A 16,615-nucleotide genomic window follows, 5' to 3' on the forward strand; every position below is an offset into this window, starting at 1 on the left:
GGCGGCCCGACTGGACAACTTCGGCGCGAAGTAGCACGATCTCACATGTGACCAGCAAACCCGACCGGGCGCAGCACTTGCGTGACCTCGCCCTGCTGCGCCGCGTCCGTGACCGGATGGACCGGGAGTATGCGCAACCGCTCGACGTCGAGGCCCTCGCCCGCGGTGTGCACCTGTCGGCTGGACACCTCAGCCGCGAGTTCCGCCTCGCGTACGGCGAGTCGCCGTACAGCTACCTGATGACGCGGCGCATCGAGCGCGCGATGGCGTTGCTGCGCCGCGGCGATCTCAGCGTCACCGAAGTCTGCTTCACAGTCGGATGCTCGTCCCTGGGCACCTTCAGCACCCGCTTCACCGAGCTGGTCGGCGTACCGCCCAGCGTCTACCGGCGCGAGGCTGCCCGTACGACCGCGGGGATGCCGTCCTGCGTAGCGAAACAGGTGACCAGACCGGTCAGGAATCGAGAAGTGCCGGCCCCGGCACCGCAGTTAGCATAAATTCCATGGACATCAATATTCACGCGAGTTTCCTCCCACACAACGATCCCGACGCCGCCGTCGCCTTCTATCGCGACACGCTCGGCTTCGAGGTCCGCAACGACGTCGGCTACGGCGGGATGCGGTGGATCACGGTCGGCCCGCCTGACCAGCCGGGCACGTCGATCGTCCTGGAGCCGCCTGCCGCCGACCCCGGTGTCACCGACGACGAGCGCCGCACCATCGACGAGATGATGGCCAAGGGCACCTATGCCCGCATCCTCCTCGCCAGCAAGGACGTCGACGCCACCTTTGAGCGACTGCAGGCCAGCGGTGCCGAGGTGGTCCAGGAGCCGACAGAGCAGCCCTACGGAGTCCGCGACTGTGCCTTCCGCGACCCCGCGGGCAACCTGATCCGCATCCAGCAGCCGCTCTGAACTGTCCCGCGGGCGCAGGACAGGCGGATGCAGGGCCCGGAGGCCGAGCCGGAAGCTGATTAGATAGAGCAAAGCGACGCTGAGGGAGCCCGCGCAGGCGGCCCCGCAAACAGATGGAGGCACCATGGGCATGGCCACGAGGGCGGACTCGCAGTCGGCTGCGGAGCATGTTGCGGACACCCACGATTTGATCCGTGTGCAAGGCGCACGCGAGAACAACCTCAAGGACGTCAGCATCGAGATCCCGAAGCGCCGGCTGACGGTGTTCACCGGCGTCTCCGGCTCAGGCAAGAGCTCCCTGGTGTTCGCGACCATCGCCGCGGAGTCGCAGCGGATGATCAACGAGACCTATAGCGCCTTCGTGCAGGGCTTCATGCCGTCGCTGGCGCGGCCGGAGGTGGACCACCTCGAGGGGTTGACGACGGCGATCATCGTCGACCAGGAGCGGATGGGCGCCAACCCCCGCTCCACCGTCGGCACCGTCACCGACGCCAACGCAATGCTGCGCATCCTTTTCAGCCGGCTGGGGTCCCCGCATGTGGGGCCTCCGACGGCGTTCTCCTTCAACGTCCCGACCCGGAAGGCGAGCGGGGTGATGAGCACCGAGGAGGGCGGCCGGGTGGAGAAGAGTGTGGTGCACGATGCCGTCTACCTGGGCGGCATGTGTCCGCGCTGCGAGGGCATGGGCTCGGTCTCCGACTTCGACCTCACCGCGCTCTACGACGACTCCAAGTCGCTCGGCGGCGGCGCCCTGACGATCCCCGGCTACAGCATGGACGGCTGGTACGGCCGCATCTTCAGCGGTGCCGGCTTCGACATGGACAAGCCGATCGCGAAGTTCAGCAAAAGGGAAATGCACGACCTCCTCTACAAGGAACCGACCAAGATCAAGGTCGAGGGAATCAACCTGACTTATGAGGGACTGATCCCCAAGATCCAGAAATCGATGCTCTCCAAGGACGTCGAGGCGATGCAGCCGCACGTCCGCGCTTTCGTGGAGCGCGCCATCACGTTTCAGGCCTGCCCGGAGTGCGAGGGCACGCGGCTCAGCCGGGAGGCCAGGTCCTCGAAGATCCAGGGCAAGAACATCGCCGACCTCTGCGTCATGCAGATCAGCGACCTGGCCGTGTGGGTCCGCGAACTCAACGAACCTTCGGTCGAGCCGCTCCTGAAAGGTTTGCGGCATCTGCTCGACTCGTTCGCCGAAATCGGGCTGGGTTACCTTTCCCTGGACCGGCCGGCGGGCACGCTGTCCGGGGGAGAGGCCCAGCGCACCAAGATGATCCGGCACCTGGGCTCGTCCCTGACAGACATCACCTACGTCTTTGACGAGCCGACGATCGGCCTGCACCCGCACGACATCGAGCGGATGAACCAGCTGCTGCTGCAGCTGCGCGACAAGGGCAACACCGTGCTCGTCGTCGAGCACAAGCCGGAGACCATCGCGATTGCCGACCACATCGTTGACCTCGGTCCCGGCGCAGGCACCGCGGGCGGCAGCGTCTGCTTCGAGGGAAGCGTGGAGGGGCTCCGGGGGAGCGACACCATCACCGGCCGCCACCTCGACGACCGGGCCGCGGTGAAGGAATCGGTACGCCCGTCCTCGGGCGCACTGGAGGTTCGTGGCGCGTCCACGAACAATCTTCAGGGCGTGGATGTCGACATCCCGCTCGGCGTGCTGTGCGTGGTCACCGGCGTCGCCGGCTCCGGGAAGAGTTCGCTGATCCACGGTTCGGTGGACGGCCGCGACGGTGTGGTGGTGATCGACCAGGGTGCCATCAAGGGATCGCGCCGCAGCAACCCCGCGACGTACACGGGCCTGCTCGAGCCGATCCGCAAGGCGTTCGCGAAGGCCAACGGCGTGAAGCCGGCGCTGTTCAGCTCAAACTCGGAAGGCGCCTGCCCCACCTGCAACGGGGCCGGAGTGATCTTCACCGAACTCGGTGTCATGGCCACTGTCGAGTCCACCTGCGAGGACTGCGAGGGCAAGCGATTCCAGGCCTCGGTGCTGGAGTACAAGCTGGGCGGCCGCAACATCGCCGAGGTGCTGGCGATGTCGATGTCCGAGGCCCAGGGGTTCTTTGCGGAGGGGGAAGCCCGCACTCCGGCGGCCCACAAGATCCTCGACCGGCTCGTGGACGTCGGTCTCGGGTACCTCACCCTCGGCCAGCCGCTCACCACGCTGTCCGGTGGTGAGCGGCAGCGCGTCAAGCTCGCCACCCAGATGGCAGAGAAGGGCGACGTCTACGTCCTCGACGAGCCCACCACCGGCCTGCACCTCGCCGACGTCCGGAACCTGCTGGGCCTCCTGGACCGGCTCGTCGACTCCGGCAAGTCGGTGATCGTCATCGAGCACCACCAGGCGGTCATGGCACACGCCGACTGGATCATCGACCTCGGCCCCGGCGCCGGCCACGCCGGCGGCAGGCTCGTCTTCGAGGGCACGCCCGCCGACCTCGTGGCCGCCCGCTCCACGCTCACCGGCCAGCACCTCGCGGCTTACGTCGGCGCCTCCTAAACCGCTCCGGGCCCGGCGGATTCCACCAGCGGGTCCGCCTGGTCTGCGGCCGCCTTGCGCGTGGTGAACGGCAGCACCAGCCGGGAGCGGTGGGCGGCGTCGCGGTAGATCTTGTGCGTGACGGGACGGCCCACCGGCAGGTGGAAGGCATCCGGGGGCAGCAGCGAGTTATGCTCGTCGGCCAGCGGCTCGCCGTTCGACAGTTCCACGCTCAGGGTGTGACCGGGTTTGAAAGTGTTCGCGAACGGGTAGAGGCGCAACACGTACTCCTCGATCGTGCCGGGTTCCACCGGAACCGATCGGGTGTGCGGGTGTACCGGGCTGCCTTCGGCGCTCCGCTTGTCGAGCTCGCGGTGCGAGGCCTTGAGGTAGCCGCTGGTGATGAGCTGGCGCTTGCCATTGGGAGCGTAGTCCCACAGGCGCAGGATGAAGTTGGTGTCCGGTTGGTCGATCTCGGCGAAGATGTGCGCCGCGCCGGTTCCGATCAGTTCGGTGTCCTCCTCGAAGGGCGGGGTGGACCAGTTGATGATTTCCACCTTGTCGGTCACCGTCAGCGGGGCCTGGTAGAAGCCGTCCGGGGCGGCGAACTCGGCACCCATGAGCTCGGGTTCGGTGGACAGCTTGTGACGCGGGCGCAGATAGAGCGCCTTGTATTCCACGTCCTTGGGCGGCCATGCCTCGGCGGTCACGAGCTCGCGGGAGCCCTCCACGAAGACGCTCACGGCCGGCTCGTCCATGACGCCGTTGTCGATGCCCTTGATCCAGTAGTCGTACCACCGGAACATCTTGTCGTGCTCTTCGATGAAGGGACGCGACTGCATTGGTGGGTAGGGGCCGATGTCCAGCTTCTTCGGGCCCTTGAGCTTGTTGAACAGCTCGATTGTGCCATCCATGGTCCATCCGCGGCCCTGGTCGATCTGCAGCCACACCGGGATGTCGATGTTCGGGGCCAGCGTGATGGGGTTGCGCTCCTCGTACCAGTCCCCGTCGAGCTCGTTCATCACGATGTCGAACCAGGCTTCGTGGTTCTTCGGGTAGTTCAGGACATGGACCAGGTTCGGCCACGCGGCGACGTCTGGATCCTCCAGGCGCTTGGCGACGAGCCGCTTGAGTTCCTCGGGGGAGTATTTATCGATCATGCGCGACTTGACGTTGTCGGTGAAGGCCCAGCCGGAGTCGCCGCCGCGGCCCTCGCGGGCTGCCCGCGGCATGAACCACATAACGCCGCCGTGGTAGGTGGTCTCGTAGAAGTCGTAGTGCCCGCCGGAGACGAAGATCGCCTTCAGGTGCGGCGGGCGCTCGGCCGCGGCCAGCACCTGCATGGACCCGAAGTAGGAGATGCCGACCATGCCGACGTTGCCGTCGCACCAGGGCTGGCCGGCGACCCACTCGATGAAGTCGTACGCGTCCTGGCCAAGTGAGACACCGCCGGCGTTGTAATTGCCGATGTGCTCGCCGCCGGAGTGCCCGGACCCGCGCAGGTCGCCGATGACGTGGGCGTAGTCCTCTTTGACGATGCGGGCGATGTCGCCGGCCTCAATGCAGCCGTCCCACATCGGGCTGGGCCGCCGCTGCGGCGGGGTGGTCAATGCCAGGGCCTGCAGTTCCTTGCCGTAGGGGCTCAGGGCCACGAGTGCGGGCCGCGGCTTGTCCTCGGCGCCGTGGTAGACGTCCGCGGCGAGTTCGATGCCGTCCCGCATGGGGACCCGGAGGTCCTTGCGAACGGCAATCTTCTCTCCGCCGGTATTCAGCAGCTGGAAGTCATCCAAGGGTGTTGATCTCCTCATCTTCGGGCATGTGGTCGAATGTGGTGCGGTAGCCGTTGAGCGTTGTGAAGAACGGGGACGGCTCCAAGGCGGGGTCGCCCGCGTAGCCAAGTTCCTCGGCTACGCGGGCGAAGGGCGAGTACGGTGAATCTGATTCCTGCAGCCCGGCAGCCAAGCAGTCGTGGGCCGCCGTATTGACGCGGGCTTCGATCTCCAGGCTCCCCGTCAGCGCTTCCTTGGCCTGACCGGCGTCGAGCTCCACGCCGTAGGGCGTGCCGTCCGCGCGGCGGTACGGGTGGCCCAGGTAGAGGTGCCGCGGTTGGATCTGGTCGCGCAGGTACTGCAGGCTTGCGCGGTAGCCGGCCGGGTCCACGAATCCTGGGAAGCCGTTGGCCGCACCGTGGACCTGCACGGCATCGCCTACGAAGACGTCGTTTTGCCCGTTGATGACGTACGCCACGGATCCGCGGGTGTGGCCCGGAATCGAGTGCGCGGTGACGGTGACGTCGCCGCCGAGGGAGATGGTCTCGCCGCCCCGCACCAGCAGCGTAGGCTCCATCTCGCCCGAGATGACGGCTTTTGTGGCCTCGGCCAGCTTCGCCTCGCCGTCGGGGTCATCCAGGTACTGGGCGCGTCCGGCAAGGTATTCGTCCACGTGCGCCCGGCGGGAGCGCAACATCGGGGCGTCGGCCTCATGGATGACCACCTGCGCGCGCCGTCCGGTGAGCTCCCACAAGGCGTAAGCGCCGCCGATGTGGTCGATATGTCCATGGGTCAGCAGGATCCAGCGGACGTCCTCGATCCTGCGGCCCATCGCCTCCAGTGCCGGCACCATGCCTTCGGCGGGAGAGGACGCGATTCCCGTGTCGACGATCGCGGGTTCCGGAGCGTCGATGAAGAAGCTGTAGAGACCGAACCTCCCCCACGGGGAGAGAAGCGGGTGAACGGCGACAGACTCAGTCATTGCGCTGTGCTCCCTTTGAGCCCTGTGCTCCCGTGAAGCCCAGTGTTTCCGCCCAGGAACGCAGCGGTCTCTTCGAACGGCCCGTAGAACTCCGGAATCCAGGAGAAGTACTGGACGAAGCCGTGGTTGGCCCCCTCGTAGCGGCTGACTGACGCGTCGACGCCGGCCTCCCTGAGGCGCAGGCCGTAGAGCTCGCCCTCGTCCCGCAGGGGGTCGTGCTCGGCGGTGATGACCAGGGCCGGCGGCAGGCCGGCGAGGTCCTGGCGCTTGATGGGGGAGACGAGCGGATCCGTCGGGTCCGCCCCGCTCTGGAAGTAGAAGGAATTGAACGGCAACAAACCCGCCGTCTCCAGTCCGTACCCTTCGGCGTTCTCCCGCAGCGACGCGTAGCGGTCGACGTCGAAGTCCAGGTCCAGTGATGGGTAGAACAGGATCTGGTGCGTGATCGCAGAGAACCCGTCATCGTGGGCCCTCGCGGTGACGGCGGCAACGAAGTTGCCGCCCGAGCTGTCTCCTGCGACAGCGAGGTTCTTTCCGTCCCAGCCCAGGTTGCCGCCCTGCTCGGCGGCCCAGCGGACCACGCCGTAGCAGTCGTCAAGGCCGGCCGGGAACGATGCCTCGGGTGCCAGCCGGTACCCGACCGCGATGACCTTATGGCCAGTTTGCTTGGCCAAGGATCGCGCGACGTGGTCGTGCGTGTCCAGGCTGCCCAGGAAGAACGCGCCGCCGTGGAAATACACCAGCAGGCCGTAAGCGTCGGCGTCGGCCGGCGTGTAGATGCGCACGGGCACCTCGCCCAATGGCGTCACTGCCGTGGCATCCTGGACAGAGTGCAGCGGGAGGCGCACTTCCGGCGGGGCAACCTGGGCGGCCTCGCCTGCACGCATGGCTGCGGGGTTCAGGGGAGAACCATCGGGTGCCGGCAAAGTTGCGAGGATTTTGGCAATTTCAGGGTGGATGGTCATGGGGTCAGCCTTTCGCCTGTGCTGGCGGGTTGACGCCGCCGGCCTTCTGGGAGATAGCCTGCTGGGCCGTGGGCTTCTGACCAGGGAAAACGTCGTCGACCTCCTCCTCGGACCACCCTTGCCGCGAGATGCGCTGCAGTTCGTCCGTCACGGGCTTGCGGGTCGCCTGAAACAGGGCCAGAGCCTCCTTGACCGAGCCCGCCTGGGCCAGGGCGTCGGCCAGGGCTCCCGCGTCCTCAATAGCAGAGTTCGCGCCCTGTCCCTGGTGGTGCAGCATCGAGTGGGCCGCGTCTCCCATGAGGACCACGGAGTCCGTGTGCCATGTAGCGACGGGGTCGATGTCGTAGACCGCACGGATGTTCACCGTGTCCATGTCGAGGCCGCGGGCGATGCTCACCAGCCGCTCGTCGAAGCCGTCCACGGTGGCCAGGAGGTCCTCCTTGGTTACCTCGGGTGCCCACGTGCCGTCCGGGTTCAGGGCGGTGATGTCGAAGGAGACCTGGTTGCGGTGGCGCAGCGGCAGCAGGTAGACCTTGGTGCCCTTTCCGATGTACATCCGGAGGTTGTCGTCGACCACGAGGCCGTGGGCGTCGTCGGCGGAAATCACTGCACGGTAGGCATGTTCGCCCGAGAACACCGGGCCCTTGTCGCTGAAGACCTGCTCGCGCACCACGGACTTGATGCCGTCGGCACCGACCACCAGGTCGGCCTCGACCGTCGTGCCGTTGGTGAAGGTCAGGACGGAGCGGCCACCCTTGTCGTCGATGGTTTCCAGCTTGTGGCCGAGATGCACCATGCCCTCGGGGAGAACGCTGAGGAGAGCCTCGATGAAGTCGCCGCGGTGGATGAGGTAGGTCTGGGTCTGCTCGCCGAACTCCGGCCAGGTGTCCTTCATGATCGGAACACTTTCGGCGGTGAGGATTTCGAAGTAGTCGCTCGGCGAACTGACCTTCGCGATCGCGTCGAAGATGCCCCACTGGCTGAACCGGTCCATAGTGGCCGGACGCAGGCCGATGCCGGCGCCGACCTCCCGCATCTGGGACGCCTGCTCGTACACGTTGACGTTCGCGCCGAGCAGGCTCAAGGCCTTGGCCGCCGCTGCGCCGCCGTACCCCGCGCCGACGATGGCGATGTTGAGGTTCCTGATTTCCGAAGCCTTCATGGTTTCATCTCTTTCTTGACTGTTCTTGGCCCGGACCGTTTCTGGGGGACGGGCAGGTTGTGGTGGCCTGTCCGCAGGTCAGCCGTGCAGCGACAGGAACTCGGCCGGGTTGTCCTCGAGCAGGAGTTTGAGGGTGGCGTCGTCGATGCCAGCCGCGCGCATGTCCGGGATCATGTCCTCGAAGATGTAGTTGATGGTGTGGCCCTTAACGCCCGGCCAGCCCAGGGGGCTGCAGTTCGCGTCGGCCGAGACGAGGAGCTTGTCCGCGTAGCCCTTGTTCACGAGGTTGACGAAGTGCTCCATGCGTTCGGCGCGCTTGCGGCCCCAGAACGGCGGATCCGGCAGTTCGAGGTCGTAGCCGAAGGTGTCGAACCCGATGCGGCCGCCTTGTTCGTAGATCCAGTCGTGCGGGGTGATCGGAGCGTTCAGTCCGTCGTCGGCGTGGCCGAACAGCACGCGGTCCAGCGGGAGGCCCTCTTCGTTGAAGATATTCACTGCGGGTTCGGGGTCGATGGCCAGGTGGGTCAGGACCGGGGCGCCGGTGACGACGGCGGCGCGGGCCGCGGCCCGGTAGATGCGTTTGTCCAGGTCCGTCATACGTCCGCCGCGGCTCACCCCGACCTTGATGACGCCGGCTTTGGCGCCCGTGTTGCCGATGCCGACGGTGATCTCGTGGATGAACACCTTCGCGAGGTACTCCACGGTTGCGCGGGAGAAGTGCGGCAGGGCCGTGTCGCCGCCGACGAAGCCGGTGCAGGCGACGATGTGTACGCCCGTCTTCTGGGACAGGGACTTGTAGTAGTCGACGTCGCGGCCGTTGCAGATGCCCGTGGCGTCCACGAAGGTACCGCCGCCGTATTCGCGGAATTTCCGCAGCTTCGGCACGGTCTCCTCGTAGGCCTGTTCCGGCGACTTCCACCACCTGGTGTCCAGTTCGGACCCGGGCATTCCGTAGCCGATGTGTTCGTGGACCGCCACGATTTCCAGTTCTTCGGCAGGGATGGTTCCCAGCACTGTGTTGACCTTGGTCATTTCGTTCACCTCAGGGGTTCGAAAGATTGTTGTGTGTGGGCGGACGCGTGCTTAGCGCACGGTCAGCAGGTTGCGCGGGTTGTCCACGAGGATGCGCAGAGAGTCTTCATCGCTCAGGCCCCTGGCCTTGAGAAACGGCACAAACGTGGTCAGGACGTGGCTGTAAGGCAGGTTGTACTCCGGCTGGCCCTTGGCCACGCCGATCGAGTTGCCCGACAGGATGATCTTGTCGGCATGGCCGGCCTTGACGAGCTCGAGCACCAGTTCGGCGCGGTCGTGGTCGGTGAGGTAGTCCGCGTGGTCGTTCAGGCCCACGTGGTCGATCCCGACGAAGGCTCCGCGGCACGCCACTTCGACGGCGGAGCCGGCGGCATCCTTGCGGTCCAGGTCGCCGACGAGCACCCGGTCGGCCTCGAGCTGCTCGTCCAGAACAATGTCCAGATCGTGCAGGGCATCCTCGCCGAAGCGCATGGAGACAGGGACGCCGGTGTTCTTGGCGGCGCGGGCGGAGCCGCGGAACAGGCTTTCCTCGGTCGGGGTCATGCCGGCGCGGTCGGCGATGGTGGCGACGATCCCAGCGGCGGCGCGGCGCTCCACCCGGGGAACCACCATCCCCTCAGTGACTTCCTTGCCGAAGAGATCGCCGAACTTTTCGGCCGGCCAGGGGATGGGCGGGTTGGTCTGCGGCGTCAAGAAGTATCCGCCGAGTTCTTCCTCCGGACCCAGACCCGTGGAGGCAACGATGTGGACACCTGTGGAGCGGGAGAGCGCCTCGTAGAGCTTGAGGTCGCGCCCGTGGAACATGCCTGTGCTGTCGACGATCGTCTGGCCGCCGTGCGCGCGGAAGTCCGCAAGCTTCGCGGCCAGGGCCTCGAAGATCTCCGCCCGGTCCATGGAGATGTCCGGGGCGTACTGGGCACCTGGGAGCACCGACAACAAGGCTTCATGGACCGCGACAACCCCTAGTTCGGAAGCAGGGACCGGGCCCAGGACCGTATTGACGGTTTGCCCGGCCGGGGCGTGGACTGTGTCGCCGGTCTCGGCGGGTGTGGGGTGACTCACGTGGGTTCTCCCTTGAAGTTCGGGTTCTGAGTGCAGGGGCGCCGCGGAGCCCGGCCATGCCGTCGCTGCGTTGCGGTGTAGCCAGCATCACATATTTCTTTACATAGTGTCAAAGAAATAGTCAGAGTGATGTTTTTTAAGTGTTCATGAAGTCAACGTGGCGTAAAGACACTTGACAGTGTGTAAACCTTGATATCAAACTGTGGGGAACGCCACATCTACCTCCGGCCTACCTGCTCTTGCCCGGAAGGGCACCAGTACTGGCGCGTCACCGGAGAGTCCACCGGAAACAAAGGAGTTTCATCGATGAGTCAAACCAACACTGCGCAGACGAGCACAGCGTCGAACCGCGGCTCTGTGCGAGCCACCTTCGTTGCCGCGTACAGCGCGGTCACACTGGCCCAAATCACCAATGCACTGCCAGGGGCCCTCAGCGGCACCTTCGCCGCGGAATTCCAAACCTCGGGCGCGGGCCTGACATGGATCGCGGGCATGTTCCTGATGGGCATCGTGGTGTTCGAGCTCAGCTGGGGGCTCCTCGGCGACCTGTTCGGCCGCAAGAAGCTGCTCTACGCCGGCGCGGCGCTAAGCGTCGTCGGCTCCGTCCTGGCTGCGCTGGCGCCGACGACCGAGATGATGATCTTCGCGCAGGCGGTCGGCGGCATCGCGGCGGGCATCCTGTTCCCCATCTCGCTGTCCATGATCGCGGCGATCACGCCGGACCACCGAGCACGGGCGAAGGTCATCGCCACGTGGGCAGGGTTCCTGTCCCTCGGCGCGGTGATCTCCCCAGTGCTCGCCGGTTTCACAGCGCAGTTCTTCACCGTGCCGGGTGTTGCTCCGGGCGCACCGAACGCGTTCAGCGGCTGGCGGGCGGCCTACCTGGTCGCGGCCGCCATTGCCGTGCTCGTTCTCATCGTCGCGCTCCGGGCGAAGGACTCGGCGTCGGCGGAGGGGCGCAAGCTGGACCTGCCCGGCCAGATTACGCTCGCGCTGGGCCTGATCGCCGTCCTCTACGCCACCGTGACAGCGGTGGATGCCGGGTTCGGCAGCGCTCAGGTGATTGCAAGCTACGTCGTGGGCGGAATCCTCCTGGTCGCCTTCGTCGTCATCGAATCACGCACAGCGCAGCCGCTGATCCACCTGTCGCTGTTCAAGAACAGTGCCTATTCGATCACCGGCATAGTGGCTGTCACGGGCATGTTCGCCTTCCTCGCGATCTGCTTCAGCACGAGCGTCGCCGTCAGCGGGCTCGCCCTTGCCGAGACCTGGAAGGTCGGGGTGCTCTTCGTCTTCATCCAGGGTCCCGCATTCGCCTTCATCCCGGTTGTGGGATGGCTCATTCACCACGTGGCCCCGCGCTGGGTCCTCACCGCGGGCTTCGCACTCATGGCCGTCTCCGGGTTCTGGCTCTCGACATTCGCCCTCGGCACTCCGGAGGCCTTCGGCGGCACCCCGTGGACGGCCTTTATCCCGCCGCTTCTCGTGCTGGGCATCGGATTCGCCCTCACCGTCGGCTCCGTCACCGCCGTTGCCATCAACACCGTCCCGCCCCAGCAGATCGGCATGGCTTCGGCCACGACGAACCTCCTTCGCGACCTCGGCTTCGCCCTCGGCCCCGTGGTCGGCTCAGCCATCGCCTTCGGCATCGGTGCGACGGCCTTCGCCGGTCCCCTTGCCGGGATCCTCGGCGGGGCGGGATTGCCCGCCGAGGCCGTCAGCGGGCTGGCGAACGTGCCGCCACTGGGCTTCCTCGCCGGCTGGGACGGCGTCATCGCCCAGTTCACCGGTCAGGCAGTGGCCGGCGGCGCACCCGCCCCTGCCGTCGACGGCATGGTCCAAGCCCTCAACGCCGCACAGCCGCAGATCCAGGGCGTGGCAGGGACCTCGCTGGGCCAGGGGTTCCAGGCTGTGTACCTCACCGCGGGAATCGCGGCGATCTTCTCCGCCATTCTCACCCTCTTCATCTCCGCACGGTCCTCGGCGCCCACCTCCGATGCCATCGCGGAGACCACCGAAGCAAACGCCGAGGCCACCGTCTAAGACTGACGGCCGGACCCGACCGGCCTGGCCAACCCCCTACCCCCACAAGGAGAACACAGTGACTGTACCCATCGAATCAGACATCGACATCTGGGATGACGACATCCTTGTCGATCCTTACGCCACCTATGCCGCGCTCCGTGAGCAGGCCGCAGTGGTCCACCTGCCCAAGAACCACCTGTACGTCTTGACGCGCTACGATGCCATCCGCGACGCCCTCGGTAATCCGGAAACCTTCTCGTCCACCAGCATCGGGTTCAACCCCATGGTGAACGAGGCGCTGCAGGGCACCTCGCTGGCCTCTGACCCGCCCGTTCACACCCAGCTCCGCGCCACCCTGTCCCAGAACCTCACGCCCCGAGCACTCCGCGGCCTGAAAGTGGTCATCGACGAAAAGGCTGACAAGCTCGTCGCCGAACTCGCCACCAGTGACAGCTTCGAGGCCGTCGATTCGCTGGCCCGCGCCTTCCCGATCGAAATCGTTGCCGACCTCATCGGCTTCAGCGGCCACGTCAGGGACAACATGCTGCGCTGGGGCCAAGCCGCGATGCAGGTCCTTGGCCCGCTGAACCGGCGCACCCAGGAGAACTTCCCGATTGCCGGCGAGCTGTACGGCTGGTGCTCGTCGGTCACCGCCGAGGACCTCACGCCCGGCTCCATCGGACGCGGCATCTTTGACGCCGAGACGCGGGGGGAGATTCCCCAGGGAGCTGCCGGGCACATCATCCACCAGTATCTGGGGGCGGGTGTCGACACGACCATCGCCTCCATCGGGAACATCATCGCCCTGTTCGGCCATCACCCCGAGCAGTTCAAGCTGGTCCGGGAGAACCCGGAACTCGTCCCCGCAGCTTTCGCCGAGGTGCTGCGCTTTTGGGCACCGATCCACGTCTGGGGCCGCAAAGCAACGCGTGATGTGCAAATCGACGGCGTCACCATTCCTGCAGGCGCACAGGTGGGCATCCTCTTTGGCGCCGGCAACCGTGACCCGCGGCACTACGAGAACCCCGACACCTTTGATGTGCTCCGCAACCCGGTGGACCACCTCGCCTTCGGCTATGGACCGCACGGCTGCGCCGGCCAGGGTCTGGCAAAGCTTGAAGCGCATGCGATCATCGAGGCGCTGGCCCGCCGGGTGGAATCCTTGACCATCTCCGACGAGGTCCGGCTGCCGAGCAACATGACCCGGAGCTTCGAGAAGCTCCAGGTCACCAAGGTGGTGGCAGCATGAGAATCGAGCTGGACCGGCCGCGCTGTGAGGGACACGGCCTGTGCGAGGAAGCCGCGCCCAAGCTGATGCATCTGGATGACGACGGCGAACTGGTCATCGATGTGCCCGAGGTGGACGGGGCCGCCCTTGATGCCGCGAAGGCGGCGGTCAGGATCTGCCCGGTCGCCGCGCTCCGACTGGCGGCATGACGATGCGCAGGATCGTGGTGGTCGGCAACGGCATCGCCGGCCTCACAGCTTGCGACTCGCTCCGAACGAAGGGCTTCGACGGTGAGCTGACGGTTGTGGGCGCCGAACGCCACCATCCCTACAGCCGTCCCGCCCTGTCCAAGGCGCTGCTACATGGCGACGATGCCCTCCGAGCGCACGAGCTCCCCGAGCCGACGCACGACGCAACGGAGCTGCTCGGCGTCAGCGCCACGGGTCTTGACGTCGACCGGCGAGTGGTCCGCCTGGACGGGGGCGGTGAGCTGCCGTATGACGGCCTCGTCATCGCCTCCGGTTCCAGGGCGAAGCGTCTCACCCCCGGGCAAGGAGCAGCAGGACCGCAACAGGACGGTTTCCTCCGGGAATTCACCCTGCGCACCATCGAGGATGCGATCCTGCTCAAGGAGCGCGTGGCGTCCCGGCCCGCGGTCATCGTGGTCGGCGGGGGACCGCTCGGCATGGAGGTCGCGTCCGGGTGCCTGCACGTGGGCTGCGACGTCACGCTCGTCTCCGACGTCACACCACTGTCGCGTCAGCTTGGTGCCCACCTGGCCGACCTCTTCACTTCCGCCGCCATCCGGCGCGGACTGCGGGTGGTCAGCGGCGGGAAGGCCCGTCTGCCTGATCACGGTACCGGGGCCAAAGTTGTCCTGGCCGACGGCACCGAACTCGAGGCGGATCTCGTGGTCACCGCCGTCGGCGATGAGCCGAACATTGACTGGCTGACCGGCTCAGACCTGCTCACCAATGGGTCGCTGCGCGTCGATTCGCGCGGCAGGATCCGGCCGGACATCGTGGCGGCCGGCGACGTGGCGTTCTTCCCGACCCGACGCGGCGTGCAGCGGATTCCCCTGTGGACGAGCGCCATCGACCAGGCCAGGGTCGCGGCCATCGGCCTGCTTGAGGGCGATGCCGCACCCGAGTTCAACTTCCAGCCCTATTTCTGGACAGAAGGCTTCGGGCTGTCGCTCAAATCGGTCGGCTTCACGCCGGTGGTGGGTGCCCCCGACTATTGCGAGCCGGGCGGGGAGAACGGGTCAGCGCTCCTGCGCTGGGACAACCCGGACGGTTCCGGGACCGCCGCCGCGGTCAACTACCGGATCCCAATCCCCAAACTCCGCCGGCTGGCCGACGCCGGTCCGGCCGCGCTGCGTCCGAACGCGCCCGCCCGGGTTTGACGCCACGCCACCGCTAGGATTGATCTATGTCGTCGTTGCGAGAAGCCCAGAAGAAACTCACCCGCGACATGATTGTGGAGCGCGCGCTTGAGCTCTTTACCGAGAAGGGCTATGCCCCGACCACCATCGACGAAATCGCCGCGGCGGCCGGCACCACCAGGGCCACCTTCTACGCCTACTACCCCTCACGGGTTGACCTGATGAGGGACTTCATGGCTCGGGTCAACGCGGTGCTGGATCGTGCCGACGCGCCGGGGAGCGGCTCCACCGCGCCGGACCTCGTGGACGTGGTGCGCGCGGGCGAGCTGCCGGGCATCCTGGCCTGGCTGGAGTCACGGGCGGCGCTCTGGCCGGTCTTCCGTCCCTACCTCGACGTGCTCGACGAGGCCGCCGCCGTCGACCGTGAGGTGCGCGCCATGGTCGACGGATGGCATGAGGAGGTCATTTCCGACCTGGTCCGCGGGATGACGCTGGCCGGGCGCTTCTCGGAGGAGACCCACCACATCCGCGGAACCCTCGCCTTCACCTCACTGGACTACGTAGCCACGCTCTGGACACGCCGCAAGTTTGAACCAAACCGCGAACACGCCCTCGAGGTGCTTGCCGACAACTGGTACCACCTGCTGTGCGCTGAAGGCTAAGCCGGCCGTCACGTAACGGGGAAGCCTATGCTTATGCCGGGCGCAGCCGAGGCCTCCGACCCACCCGGCCATCACGGATTCAGTACAGGAAGATCGGCAGCCAGTCGCGGTTGTGGGCGTGGACCAGCGCGAGGAACAGCACGAAGTCGAAGATCAGGTGCACGGTCACGACGTAGGTGAGGGACTTCGTCAGCTTGAAGGTGTAGCCCTGCAGCAACGCGAACGGAAACGTCAGAAGCGGCCCCCACGCCTGGTAGCCGATCTCCCAAAGAAAGGACGAGAAGATCACGGCTTGAAGGATGTTGGCCAGCCAGTCTGGAAAATGCCGCCGCAGCAGCGCGAACGCGATGCAGATGAAGAACAGCTCGTCCCAGATACCAACGGCGTTCACTCCGAGAAAGAGCCGCCAGAAGGTCGATGGGTCAGATGGGTTCGGCCAGTTTTGGTACACGCCAGTGCTGATCAGGTAGACGGGCAGGATGAAGTATCCGAGCAGGACCACGCCAATCAGGTACAACCTCGCGATCAACGGCCACTTACGGCCGGTGTTCACCGGAAAATTGATGATCTTTTCGCGGTAGACGAACCGCGACACGAGCCACGGAACCAGCACGGCCAGGGCGAGGGCACTGCCCATGAGGATCATGTGTTGGATGCTCAGGTCAGCGTTCAGTGCCACCATGCTGATGATGACCATTCCCGCCGCGATCAGCGCGAGGTGCCGCGTCAACTCACGGTCGATGAAAGCCGCTGTGGCCAGGCCCAGGGCGAGGCCGCCGTAGCCAATCGGGTCATTCCCGACGCCGAATAGCGCCACTCCGGACAGCGAGACCAGCACCGCCGGCAGCAGCTTCCAACTGAGCGCGGTACGTTGGCTTTCCGTCGAGACCGATGTCACCCCACAAGCATGCCAGTGCCCTCCCTGGCGCGAAAC

Annotated in this window: 15 protein-coding genes; 8 read left to right on the forward strand and 7 right to left on the reverse strand. The window is 66.3% G+C overall.

The annotated features are described in order from the left end of the window. Positions 1 to 47: 47 nt before the first annotated feature. From AC1DEM_RS04950 to AC1DEM_RS04960, 3 genes are all read left to right on the forward strand, one after another. Positions 48 to 497 carry a helix-turn-helix transcriptional regulator gene (locus tag AC1DEM_RS04950; RefSeq protein WP_476883395.1) on the forward strand — a complete coding sequence of 150 codons (450 nt, stop codon included), beginning with the start codon at positions 48 to 50 and terminating at the stop codon, positions 495 to 497. Positions 498 to 502: 5 nt separating this feature from the next. After that, positions 503 to 913: a VOC family protein gene (locus AC1DEM_RS04955; RefSeq protein WP_476883396.1), complete on the forward strand. Its 411-nt coding sequence runs from the start codon at positions 503 to 505 to the stop codon at positions 911 to 913. A 124-nt stretch (positions 914 to 1,037) separates the two neighbouring features. After that, positions 1,038 to 3,431 carry an ATP-binding cassette domain-containing protein gene (locus AC1DEM_RS04960; protein WP_476883397.1) on the forward strand — a complete coding sequence of 798 codons (2,394 nt, stop codon included), beginning with the start codon at positions 1,038 to 1,040 and terminating at the stop codon, positions 3,429 to 3,431. On the opposite strand, the gene AC1DEM_RS04965 is transcribed toward AC1DEM_RS04960, so the two are convergent. The 6 genes from AC1DEM_RS04965 to AC1DEM_RS04990 all read right to left on the reverse strand — a co-directional run bounded on the left by AC1DEM_RS04965 (position 3,428) and on the right by AC1DEM_RS04990 (position 10,382). Continuing rightward, positions 3,428 to 5,200 carry a CocE/NonD family hydrolase gene (locus tag AC1DEM_RS04965; RefSeq protein ID WP_476883398.1) on the reverse strand — a complete coding sequence of 591 codons (1,773 nt, stop codon included), beginning with the start codon at positions 5,198 to 5,200 and terminating at the stop codon, positions 3,428 to 3,430. The genes AC1DEM_RS04960 and AC1DEM_RS04965 overlap by 4 nt on opposite strands. Then, the gene (locus AC1DEM_RS04970) at positions 5,193 to 6,161 is read right to left on the reverse strand and encodes an MBL fold metallo-hydrolase (RefSeq protein WP_476883399.1); all 969 of its coding nucleotides are present in this window, start codon (positions 6,159 to 6,161) and stop codon (positions 5,193 to 5,195) included. Before AC1DEM_RS04970 ends, AC1DEM_RS04965 begins: the two co-directional genes overlap by 8 nt. After that, positions 6,158 to 7,126, reverse strand: a complete 969-nt coding sequence (locus AC1DEM_RS04975; protein ID WP_476883400.1) for an alpha/beta hydrolase — start codon at positions 7,124 to 7,126, stop codon at positions 6,158 to 6,160. The genes AC1DEM_RS04970 and AC1DEM_RS04975 overlap by 4 nt, the downstream gene beginning before the upstream one ends. A 4-nt stretch (positions 7,127 to 7,130) precedes the next feature. Further along, a complete protein-coding gene (locus AC1DEM_RS04980; protein ID WP_476883401.1) occupies positions 7,131 to 8,288 on the reverse strand; it encodes an FAD-dependent monooxygenase in 1,158 nt (385 codons plus the stop codon). Between the two features lie 78 nt (positions 8,289 to 8,366). Continuing rightward, positions 8,367 to 9,320, reverse strand: a complete 954-nt coding sequence (locus AC1DEM_RS04985; RefSeq protein ID WP_476883402.1) for a phosphotriesterase family protein — start codon at positions 9,318 to 9,320, stop codon at positions 8,367 to 8,369. A 51-nt stretch (positions 9,321 to 9,371) separates the two neighbouring features. Next, positions 9,372 to 10,382: a phosphotriesterase family protein gene (locus AC1DEM_RS04990; RefSeq protein ID WP_476883403.1), complete on the reverse strand. Its 1,011-nt coding sequence runs from the start codon at positions 10,380 to 10,382 to the stop codon at positions 9,372 to 9,374. Between the two features lie 306 nt (positions 10,383 to 10,688). Between AC1DEM_RS04990 and AC1DEM_RS04995 the strand changes: the two genes are divergently transcribed. Genes AC1DEM_RS04995 through AC1DEM_RS05015 form a run of 5 tightly spaced genes read left to right on the forward strand, consistent with a single transcriptional unit; the run spans position 10,689 to position 15,681 of the window. Continuing rightward, a complete protein-coding gene (locus tag AC1DEM_RS04995; RefSeq protein WP_476883404.1) occupies positions 10,689 to 12,425 on the forward strand; it encodes an MFS transporter in 1,737 nt (578 codons plus the stop codon). 58 nt (positions 12,426 to 12,483) lie between these two features. Beyond that, positions 12,484 to 13,656 (forward strand): cytochrome P450, encoded by a 1,173-nt coding sequence (locus AC1DEM_RS05000; protein WP_476883405.1) that lies wholly within the window; start codon positions 12,484 to 12,486, stop codon positions 13,654 to 13,656. Then, positions 13,653 to 13,844 carry a ferredoxin gene (locus AC1DEM_RS05005; protein WP_476883406.1) on the forward strand — a complete coding sequence of 64 codons (192 nt, stop codon included), beginning with the start codon at positions 13,653 to 13,655 and terminating at the stop codon, positions 13,842 to 13,844. The genes AC1DEM_RS05000 and AC1DEM_RS05005 overlap by 4 nt, the downstream gene beginning before the upstream one ends. Then, a complete protein-coding gene (locus tag AC1DEM_RS05010) occupies positions 13,841 to 15,040 on the forward strand; it encodes an NAD(P)/FAD-dependent oxidoreductase (RefSeq protein WP_476883407.1) in 1,200 nt (399 codons plus the stop codon). The genes AC1DEM_RS05005 and AC1DEM_RS05010 overlap by 4 nt, the downstream gene beginning before the upstream one ends. A 26-nt stretch (positions 15,041 to 15,066) precedes the next feature. Beyond that, complete coding sequence (locus tag AC1DEM_RS05015; protein WP_476883408.1) at positions 15,067 to 15,681, forward strand: TetR/AcrR family transcriptional regulator; 615 nt, start codon at positions 15,067 to 15,069, stop codon at positions 15,679 to 15,681. Positions 15,682 to 15,760: 79 nt separating this feature from the next. On the opposite strand, the gene AC1DEM_RS05020 is transcribed toward AC1DEM_RS05015, so the two are convergent. Beyond that, the gene (locus AC1DEM_RS05020; protein WP_476883409.1) at positions 15,761 to 16,579 is read right to left on the reverse strand and encodes a CPBP family intramembrane glutamic endopeptidase; all 819 of its coding nucleotides are present in this window, start codon (positions 16,577 to 16,579) and stop codon (positions 15,761 to 15,763) included. Positions 16,580 to 16,615: the final 36 nt, after the last annotated feature.

This window comes from Arthrobacter sp. 05T420, from assembly GCF_056396305.1.

Bases quoted from the DNA above. Each gene is read 5' to 3' on its own strand.
- AC1DEM_RS04955 (WP_476883396.1), top strand. From the start codon at position 503: ATGGACATCAATATTCACGCGAGTTTCCTCCCACACAACGATCCCGAC.
- AC1DEM_RS04960 (WP_476883397.1), top strand. From the start codon at position 1,038: ATGGGCATGGCCACGAGGGCGGACTCGCAGTCGGCTGCGGAGCATGTT.
- AC1DEM_RS04970 (WP_476883399.1), bottom strand. From the start codon at position 6,161: ATGACTGAGTCTGTCGCCGTTCACCCGCTTCTCTCCCCGTGGGGGAGG.
- AC1DEM_RS04975 (WP_476883400.1), bottom strand. From the start codon at position 7,126: ATGACCATCCACCCTGAAATTGCCAAAATCCTCGCAACTTTGCCGGCA.
- AC1DEM_RS04980 (WP_476883401.1), bottom strand. From the start codon at position 8,288: ATGAAGGCTTCGGAAATCAGGAACCTCAACATCGCCATCGTCGGCGCG.
- AC1DEM_RS04985 (WP_476883402.1), bottom strand. From the start codon at position 9,320: ATGACCAAGGTCAACACAGTGCTGGGAACCATCCCTGCCGAAGAACTG.
- AC1DEM_RS04995 (WP_476883404.1), top strand. From the start codon at position 10,689: ATGAGTCAAACCAACACTGCGCAGACGAGCACAGCGTCGAACCGCGGC.
- AC1DEM_RS05005 (WP_476883406.1), top strand. From the start codon at position 13,653: ATGAGAATCGAGCTGGACCGGCCGCGCTGTGAGGGACACGGCCTGTGC.
- AC1DEM_RS05010 (WP_476883407.1), top strand. From the start codon at position 13,841: ATGACGATGCGCAGGATCGTGGTGGTCGGCAACGGCATCGCCGGCCTC.
- AC1DEM_RS05015 (WP_476883408.1), top strand. From the start codon at position 15,067: ATGTCGTCGTTGCGAGAAGCCCAGAAGAAACTCACCCGCGACATGATT.